The organism is Kocuria sp. CNJ-770, assembly GCF_001942375.1.
Lineage (GTDB): Bacteria > Actinomycetota > Actinomycetes > Actinomycetales > Micrococcaceae > Kocuria > Kocuria oceani.
This window is the reverse complement of record NZ_MKJW01000096.1, coordinates 22,745-31,558: the sequence shown is the minus strand read 5'-3', so window position 1 is coordinate 31,558 and position 8,814 is coordinate 22,745. Positions and strand designations below refer to the sequence as shown.

Annotated in this window: 7 protein-coding genes and 1 pseudogene; 4 read left to right on the top strand and 4 right to left on the bottom strand. The window is 66.6% G+C overall.

What is annotated here, in order from left to right; genetic code table 11:
* Positions 1–30: 30 nt before the first annotated feature.
* The 3 genes from BJF77_RS10175 to BJF77_RS10165 all read right to left on the bottom strand — a co-directional run bounded on the left by BJF77_RS10175 (position 31) and on the right by BJF77_RS10165 (position 2,439).
* Entirely contained in the window at positions 31–609 is a 579-nt protein-coding gene (locus BJF77_RS10175) for a DapH/DapD/GlmU-related protein (RefSeq protein WP_083665087.1), read from the bottom strand.
* Positions 606–1,661 (bottom strand): glycosyltransferase, encoded by a 1,056-nt coding sequence (locus BJF77_RS19495; RefSeq protein ID WP_158041230.1) that lies wholly within the window; start codon positions 1,659–1,661, stop codon positions 606–608. Before BJF77_RS19495 ends, BJF77_RS10175 begins: the two co-directional genes overlap by 4 nt.
* 142 nt (positions 1,662–1,803) lie before the next feature.
* Entirely contained in the window at positions 1,804–2,439 is a 636-nt protein-coding gene (locus tag BJF77_RS10165; protein WP_075872085.1) for an acetyltransferase, read from the bottom strand.
* A 279-nt stretch (positions 2,440–2,718) separates the two neighbouring features.
* Here BJF77_RS10165 and BJF77_RS10160 point away from each other — a divergent pair, with 279 nt between their 5' ends.
* The 4 genes and pseudogenes from BJF77_RS10160 to BJF77_RS10145 all read left to right on the top strand — a co-directional run bounded on the left by BJF77_RS10160 (position 2,719) and on the right by BJF77_RS10145 (position 7,637).
* Positions 2,719–3,810 carry a glycosyltransferase family 4 protein gene (locus tag BJF77_RS10160; protein WP_083665085.1) on the top strand — a complete coding sequence of 364 codons (1,092 nt, stop codon included), beginning with the start codon at positions 2,719–2,721 and terminating at the stop codon, positions 3,808–3,810.
* 78 nt (positions 3,811–3,888) lie between these two features.
* Positions 3,889–4,921 (top strand): annotated as a pseudogene (gene gmd / locus BJF77_RS10155) (GDP-mannose 4,6-dehydratase).
* A 14-nt stretch (positions 4,922–4,935) separates the two neighbouring features.
* Entirely contained in the window at positions 4,936–5,949 is a 1,014-nt protein-coding gene (locus BJF77_RS10150) for a GDP-L-fucose synthase (protein ID WP_075872084.1), read from the top strand.
* Positions 5,950–5,993: 44 nt separating this feature from the next.
* Positions 5,994–7,637, top strand: coding sequence for a polysaccharide biosynthesis tyrosine autokinase (locus BJF77_RS10145; RefSeq protein ID WP_075872083.1), 1,644 nt, complete (start codon positions 5,994–5,996; stop codon positions 7,635–7,637).
* Positions 7,638–7,771: 134 nt separating this feature from the next.
* Here the strand turns inward: BJF77_RS10145 and BJF77_RS10140 are convergent, their stop codons facing one another.
* Positions 7,772–8,800 carry a hypothetical protein gene (locus BJF77_RS10140; RefSeq protein WP_075872082.1) on the bottom strand — a complete coding sequence of 343 codons (1,029 nt, stop codon included), beginning with the start codon at positions 8,798–8,800 and terminating at the stop codon, positions 7,772–7,774.
* Between the last annotated feature and the right edge of the window lie 14 nt (positions 8,801–8,814).

Sequence of the window (8,814 nt, the reverse complement as noted above, 5' to 3'; positions counted from 1 at the left end):
GGGGTCGGAATACATACAAGCGCTTCGAGATTAGATCGTTTCCAGCACTTCCATATGCCTCTGCCTAATTTCATCATTTTCGAAACGTTGTCCAACTATGCGCGCTGGATTTCCAACTGCAATAGAGAACGGCGGAATGTCCTTCGTAACTACGGCACCAGCACCAATGACGGACCCCGTGCCGATATTGACACCGCTCAGCACAATGGCAGATGCCCCAATCCATACGTCCTTACCGATGTGGATCGCATCGGAGGCCTGTGGTTTTCGATCGCCCACACGCGTGGACATCCGAATGGGGACGCCTACTTCATCAATGGCGTGGTCATTTTTGCCGACAATTTGCACATACATACCGATGAGCGTCCAGTCACCGATGGTGCCATCAACCTGGACGACCGAGTACGGTCCCACCGAGACATTGTTTCCGAGGGTGAGTCGATGGGGCGCCGCAATGACGGCCCCGCGACCCGCACGGACATTTGTCCCCAGGTCGACATTGCCCCGAACAGCGATCTTGCGGAGCACCCCACGGACTAAAGATTGAAGGGGGCCAGGCACGATTGTCGGTTCGGTGGCGAGTGCATGGGTGGTGTTTGGAGGGATCATCGAACATCCTCTAGCGCATAGTGAAGCCCGCGGGCCATCGATTCGGCTGAATAGTGATTGCGTACGTAGTCGGACACTAGGCTCAGCGGGAGTTCGCCACGACGGCGCCATGCGGCTAGCAGGCCTTCGGCCATTGAGGTGGTGCTGTCGGTCTCGACCCAGATCACTCCTCCGGTGTCGGCGAGTTCGATCTCGGGAGCATGTGGTTCGTCTTTCGACACCACCATCGGCACGCCGAATCCAAGGCACTGCGTCAGTCCAAGGCCAGCGAACCCGGGCGAAACCGCGCAGATGGCGCGCTCGTAGAAAAGTTTCAGCCGGTCCACGTCGTCGACCCACCCCTCGAAGATCACCTTGTCGGCGATGCCCAGTTCGTGTGCCCTGTGTCGAAGTTGGTCCTCCTGGCTCCCCCCTCCCACGAGTCGGAGTAGGAGGTCCGGCTGTTGCCGCACGGCGTGGGCAAAGCTCTCGAGTAGCAGTGGCACCTTTTTCGAGCCCTCGAATCGACCGACATACAGGACCTCCTTCCTGGTTTCAGCTTTCGATGTGCCAACGGGCTGGATGTCGTTGGCCCGATACAGGGCGTTCGTCGCAGCCCACACCGGTTGGCCAGGGAGCTCGTGCTCGGCGGCAGCCTGATCGGAATAGGTATAGGTGATGGTGCCCGAGGCGAAACGGCGCATGGTGCGACGCGCCGATGCGGTGTTGGAGCTCGATCCAGCCCTCGGATACAGATGGCCCCAGACCAGTGTTCGTTTGTGCAACACCCGGCGCGCCACCAGCAACATCCAGGCAGAAAGACTTCTGGGGTTTAAATCCACGACAAGGTCATCCGTCCGCAATGCCTGGAGCAGGTGACCGCTTTGCAAGAACACTTTGTTGCCCATCAGTCTCCGCATGGATACATAATGGAGGTTGGGCAATTGCACTCCCGACTTTACTGAGGAGTCGAGGTGGGATTCGCTCACATAAAGATCGAGTCTCCCCGGGAACTCGTCAAGCAGGATCTCCATACAGTTCTGACGGTAGGACGGCAGGACGGCCAGATACATCCCGGCTGTGCGCTCACGATGTGATTGTCGCGTGCCTTTACGTTGGAGCACTTTCTGTTCTCCTGTGCGTGGATTGGCTGGAGCAGAAATGATGGCGCCCCGGAGTCGCGCTCTTCGGTGTTGCCTGATGGCACCCATCCCTTCAGTAAGGTTCGTGAGTCGACGACGGGGACTGAGGGACAACCACATCGAACCGCCTTCCCTTGACTACGACCTCACCGGGTCCGATTACGGTGTTCGGATCGATGTCGCGGTTCACGAGTGTGGTGGGCTGCACCAAGGCCGAGCGACCGACCGTCACACCTCCGGTCACGACACACCGGGAGGTGACCCAGGCGCCGTCGTCGATGGTGACCGGCCTGGTGACCAGGCCCATGTCCTTCCGGTGGGCGTGGCTGCCGGTCGTGATGAAGGTGTCCTGCGAGACCACGGCGTTGTGGCCGATGGTGACCTGGTCCTGGTTGTGGATCCACACGCCCTCGCCGATCCAGGCGTGGTCGCCCACCCGGAGCTTCCAGGGGAACTTGATGCGGGTGCGGGTCCGGATGATGACGCCCTCTCCCACCTCGGCCCCGAACAGGCGTAGGGCACGGACCCGCAGGCCGGAGCTGACCTGCCAGGGATTGTGGATGATCAGCTGCTCGGCGGCGGCCCAGGCGTAGATCATCCACTTGGGACGGTCCCACGCTTCACCGGCGCCGGGCGCTTGGGAGAGGTCGATGACGGGGACGTCTTGTCGGGCACTGGCGTGCACGGTGGGGGGCAAGTCGTTCGACATGGTGAGTCCTTGAGCACGTGAGGTGCGACATCGGGGCGGGGGTGTCAGATACATGCATCTGGATGTCACGGGTAACGTTACCGGTCGAGTCCCCCGACTCGGCCCAACCCCCGTCTCACTTCGAAAGAGTTTCCTCGATGCCCCCTCGTGTGACGATCATCGGCCTGCACTTCGCCCCCGAGCCCACGGGCAACGCCCCGTACACCAGCTCCCTCGCCGTTGGCCTCGCCGACAAGGCTGGGACGTCAAGGTCATCACCGGCTTCCCGCACTACCCGCAGTGGAGATCTACGACGGCTACGCCGGGCGCGTCCACCGCGAGCGGCACGAGAACGCCGAGATCCTGCGGCTGCGCCAGTACGTCCCGCGCCGGCCCAGCCTCGTCACCCGCACCCTGATGGAACTGCACTTCGGGCTCAAGGCGGCTCTGACCGACTGGGGAGATCCGGACGTCGTCCTCCTCGTCTCCCCCGCCATGTTCTCCACGGCCCTGTGCTCGCTGGCCGCGAAGCTGCGGCACCGCGGTGTGCCGACCGTCACCTGGGTGCAGGACCTCTACTCCCGCGGTGTGGAGGAGTCGCACTCCTCCGCCGCCGTGGTCGCCCCCATCATGCGGGCCATCGAGGGCGCGGCCCTGTCCTCCGCACGCAGGACGATCGTCATCCACGACCGCTTCCGCCAGCACGTGGTGGACCGGCTCAATGTCCCGGGCGATCGGGTGCAGGTGGTCCGCAACTGGACGCACATCACCCCGCAGACCTCGGTGGATCGGGACGGGGTGCGCCGCCGGCTGGGATGGGCGCCGGACCGCACGGTGGTCCTGCACGCGGGAAACATGGGCGTGAAGCAGGGCCTCGACAACGTCGTGGAGGCTGCCCGTTTGGCGGAGATGCAGGGCTCCTCGCTGCAATTCGTGCTCATGGGCGACGGCAATCAGCGTCGTCATCTCGAAGAGCTCGGCCGCGGTGTGGCGAACCTCCAGTTCCTCGATCCTCTGCCCAACGACGAGTACGCGGCCGCGCTGGCCTCGGCCGACGTCCTGCTGGTCAACGAGTTGGCCGGGGTGAAGGACATGTCCGTGCCGAGCAAGCTCACCTCGTACTTCGTGACAGGCCGTCCGGTGCTGGCCGCTGTGGAACGTGAGAGTGCGACGGCCGGGGAGGTCGAGGCCTCCGGCGCCGGCAGGGTCGTGCCCTCCGATGATCCCTGCCATTTGCTCGGAGCAGCTAAGGAGATGAGCATGGACCCGGCCGCGGCCACTGCTCTAGGCGCGCAGGGACCTAGCTACGCCGCCGCGCACCTCTCCGCCGAGGCGGCGATGGGCCGGTGGGACGATGTGCTCCGTACTTTGACGCAACATGTCCGCCGTTGATCACCGGGTTTGCCGGTTGATTCACTAGCATAAAACTGTCCCCCCAACGGCCCACACCTCATCCCCCGAAGGACGATCATGCACGCCACCCCCAAGAAGGCCTTCATCACGGGCATCACCGGTCAGGACGGCTCCTACTTGGCGGAGCTGCTGCTCGCCAAGGGGTACGAGGTCCACGGACTGATCCGGAGGGCCTCCACGTTCAACACCCACCGGATCGACCACCTCTACTCGGATCCCCACGAGGCGGACGCGAAGCTGTTCCTGCACTACGGGGACCTCTCCGACGGGTCCCGGCTGGTGACGCTGATGGCGCAGATCCGCCCGGACGAGGTCTACAACCTCGCCGCCCAGTCCCACGTGAAGGTCTCCTTCGAGGAGCCCGAGCACACCGGGGACACCACCGGGCTGGGCACCATCCGCCTGCTCGAGGCGATGCGCCTGGCCAACGTGGACGCCCGCTACTACCAGGCCTCCACCTCCGAGCTGTACGGGGCGACCCCGCCGCCGCAGTCCGAGACCACCCCGTTCTACCCCCGCTCCCCCTACGGAGCGGCGAAGATCTACTCCTACTGGATCACCAAGAACTACCGCGAGGCCTACGACATGTTCGCGGTCAACGGCATCCTGTTCAACCACGACGTCCCCCCGCCGCGGCGAGACCTTCGTGACGCGCAAGATCACCCGGGCCGTGGCCGCCATCAAGGCAGGCCAGCAGGAGAAGCTCTACATGGGCAACCTGCAGGCCATCCGCGACTGGGGCTACGCCGCCGAGTACGTCGAGGGCATGTGGCGGATGCTGCAGGCCGACGAGCCCGAGGACTTCGTTCTGGCCACCGGCACCCCCTGTACGGTGCGGGAGTTCCTGGAAATCTCGTTCGACCACGCCGGGCTGGACTGGCGTGAGCACGTCGAGTTCGACGAGCGCTACCTGCGCCCCACCGAGGTCGACGCCCTGATCGGCGACCCCGCCAAGGCCAAGGACAAGCTCGGCTGGGAGGCCACCATCAAGGCCCCCGAGCTGGCCCGCCTCATGGTCGACGCCGACATCGCCATGCTGGAGAACGACGCCTGGGTCGACTCCGTGCAGCTCGCCTCCTGGGCCAAGTGACGGGAGATCCCACCATGACAGCGCAGACCACCGAGCATTCCACCGAGAATGCCGCTGACACGACGACGTCGTTCGTTCCCGGACCGCTGGACCGCACCGCGCCGTTCTACGTGGCCGGCCACCGCGGTCTGGTCGGCTCCGCGATCTGGCGCAGGCTCCAGGCCGAGGGGTTCACCGACCTCATCGGCCGCACCTCCGCCGAGCTGGACCTGAAGGACCGGGACGCGGTGTTCGCCTTCTTCGCGCAGGCCAAGCCGCGCTACGTAGTGCTCGCCGCGGCGAAGGTCGGCGGGATCCTGGCCAACAGCACCTACCCGGTCGACTTTCTCTCCGACAATCTGCGGATCCAGGTCAACGTCCTCGACGCCGCCCTGGCCCACGGGGTGGAGCGGGTGCTGTTCCTGGGGTCCTCGTGCATCTACCCGAAGCTGGCGCCGCAGCCGCTGAAGGAGGAGTACCTGCTCACCGGGCACCTGGAGCCCACCAACGACGCCTACGCGATCGCCAAGATCGCCGGGATCCTGCAGATCCAGGCCGTGCGCCGGCAGTATGGGCTGCCCTGGATCTCCGCGATGCCCACCAACCTCTACGGGCCCGGGGACAACTTCTCCCCCACCGGCTCCCACGTGCTGCCGGCGATGATCCACCGCTACGAGGAGGCGCGGATCACGGGGGCCGAGTCGGTCACCAACTGGGGCACCGGCACCCCGCTGCGGGAGTTCCTGCACGTGGACGACATGGCGGAAGCCTGCCTGCACCTGCTCGAGCACTACGACGGGGCGGAGCACGTCAACGTGGGCACCGGCACCGACGTCACCATCAAGGAGCTCGCCCACCAGGTAGCCGCCGCGGTCGGGTACGAAGGGCGCATCGAGTGGGACACCACAAAGCCCGACGGCACCCCGCGCAAGCTCATGGACGTCTCCAAGCTGGCCGCAGCCGGCTGGACCGCCCGGATCCCCCTTGAGGAGGGCCTGCGCACCACCGTGGACTGGTACCGCGAACACCAGGACGGTATCCGCGAGTGACCGTCACGCAACCCCCCACCCCCGAGCCGATCCCGAGGAGAACCATGGAGCACCTTGACGCAGAGCGCGAAGCCCCGGCGCTCGATGCCCGGGATCTGCTGCGTCTGGTGCGCACCCACTGGCGGGCCATCACGCTGATCACCTTGCTGTGCACGCTCCTGGCCCTCGGCTGGACGCTCATCCAGCCGAAGATCTACTCGGCCACCGCGTCCGGGCTGGTCGTGGCGACCGGTGAGCAGGACCTGGCCAGCGCCCTGGCCGGGAACAACCTGGCGCAGTCCAAGGCGGTGTCCTACGAGTCGCTGGCGACGGCACGACCCGTTGCCGTTGCGGTGATTGACGAACTCGGCCTGGACGCCACGCCCGAGGAGCTGCTTCCGCGCATCGCCACGGACGTCCCGGTGGACACGCCAGAAATCCGCATCACCGCCGATGCAGAAGACCCGACGGAGGCCGCCGATCTGGCGAACGCCTGGGTCGTGGCCCTGTCCGAGCAGGCGCGGGAGGTGGAGAGCCAGGGCGACGAGGACGCGATCAACCGCGTGGCCGTCCAGCCGCTGAGCAACGCCTCGCTGCCGCTGGCGCCGTCCTCGCCGAACCTCAAGCTCAACCTGGCCCTCGGCCTCGTGGGCGGTCTGGGTTTGGGCCTGCTCTACGCGTTCGCGCGCTACAAGATGGACCGTCGCATCAAGTCGGTCGAGGAGATCCGGGACGGCTTCGGCGTCGCGGTCCTCGGCGTCATCCCCACGGACGAACGGCTGGTCGACCACCGCGAGATCATCGAGACCGGCTACTCCGGCGGCCGCGGGCACCACGAGTTCTCCGAGGCCCTGCGCGAGCTGCGCACCAACCTCAGCTTCGTCTCCGTGGACAACCCGCCGAAGATGATCGTGGTCACCTCCTCCCTGCCGGGTGAGGGCAAGTCCTCGATCACCGCGAACCTGGCGGTGGCCATCGCCTCGACCGGGCGCAACGTCGTCGTGGTGGACGGGGACCTCCGGCGCCCGGTGATGACGGACCTGTTCGGCCTCGTTCCCGGGGTCGGTGTCACGGACGTGCTGACCGGTCAGGTGCAGGTGGACGAGGTGCTGCAGACCTACGACAAGTTCCCGAACCTGCAGGTGCTCGGCGCCGGCCGCACCGCACCCAACCCCACCGAGCTGCTGTCCTCGAAGGCCATGCACGCCATGCTGGAGGCTCTCGCCGAGGACGCCCTGGTCCTGGTGGACGCTCCCCCGCTGCTGCCGGTCACGGACGCGGCGCTGCTCACGGCCTCCGCCGACGGGGCGATCATCGTGGCCACCGCGCAGAAGACCACCACGGACGAGCTGTCCAAGGCCCTGGAGAACCTGCACCAGGTGCACGGGCACGTGCTCGGCGTGGTGCTCAACCGGGTGCCCACCACCGGTGCGGACGCGGGGTACTACGGGTACTACGGCAAGTCCTACTACGCGAGCTCGGACGACCAGCCGGCGCCCAGAACCGGTGCGCAGCCGGTCGTGCCGGTCGCGGCCGCTGCGCCGGCTGCGTCGTGGAAGGAGCCCACGGCCCCGGCGGCCGAGGACGCCGCCCCGGCTCCGCGGGCCGAGCAGGCCAAGAGCGAGGACTCCGCCGAGCACGAGACCTTCGGGATCGAGGCGTGGGGCCGGTCCGGCTCGTCCTCCGGGTCCACATCCACGGGGCACTGAGCCGGGTCTGCTTCCGGCCTGTTCCTCGACATGGGGCGTCTTCTCGCGAAGGCGCTCCATGCGCGTTTCCGGCCCTTCGGATTCCAGCGAGGGCCCGCCACACCGGAGAACGGTGACGGGCCCTCGCGCCGACGCTACGAGCAGGCGTTGCGGCGTTGTTCCGCTGACGACGGGTTGTTGTAGCAGGTCTGACCCGTACCACTCGTCGAGGTCGTCACGACCGGCTCGCCGGGTCGGCTGGTCTCGACGCTGAGCGGCTCGAGCTCACGCTCGGTCTCCGTCACGGCGGGAGCAGTGGGCGTGCACGTCGGTCCGGTCACGATCGGCTCACCGGGAAGCGTCTCCGTGCTGGTGCTGGGCTGGATCGGCTCGGTGGTCGTCGTCTCCAGCGGCTCGGCCGGTTCGGTCCGGGTCGTGATGCGCGGGTTCGGCGCGACCGGGAAGACGACCAGCTGCAACTGGTCACGGCCGTCGAACCTGTACGTCGTCGTGGTGGTCGTGGTGATCGTGCGCTGTTGGTACGAGACCGTCCGGTCCTGGACCTGACCCTGCGTCGTCGTCCGCACGAAGCTCGTCTGCTGCGTGGTCGTGCGGCACTCCTCCCGCGCTTGCGTCGTGACCGTGCGCTCCGTCTGCGGGGTGGTCACCGTGGTGAACACGGTGGTGGGAGTGGTCGTGGTGGTGACGACGGTGCGCTCACACTTCTCGACCGGCTTCTTGGCGTTCTCGTTGTTGACGCGCTCGCAGTTGCGCGTACCGGGAGCGTCTGTGCTGGTCGGTGTGCCGCGCTCGGTGCGCTCGGTCGTCGTAGGGGTGCCGGAGAGGACCGTGACGACGCTGGACGGCTCACCGACGTCGCGCAGCTCCGAGGCAGTCGTGGGTTCGCCGGTGGGGGTGACGGGACCGTCGACGACGATCGGACTCGTGTCGTCGGGCCGAGGTTCGCTGACCGTAGTCGTCGGCCTGCCGAACGGCCCGGTGATGGAGGTCTCCTCCGTGACGACGCAGCGGTCCGCGCCTCGCGTCGCGCCTGCCGTGAAGACTCCGCCGACCTCTTCGCACGTGTGCGGGCGGGTGTGGTCCGCGTGTGCGGGAGGCGCGGCAAGTGTTCCCGCGAAGAGCAGAGGCGTGGCAACGGCGATCACATTGCGGATCCTGAACATGGGCGGTCTCCTTC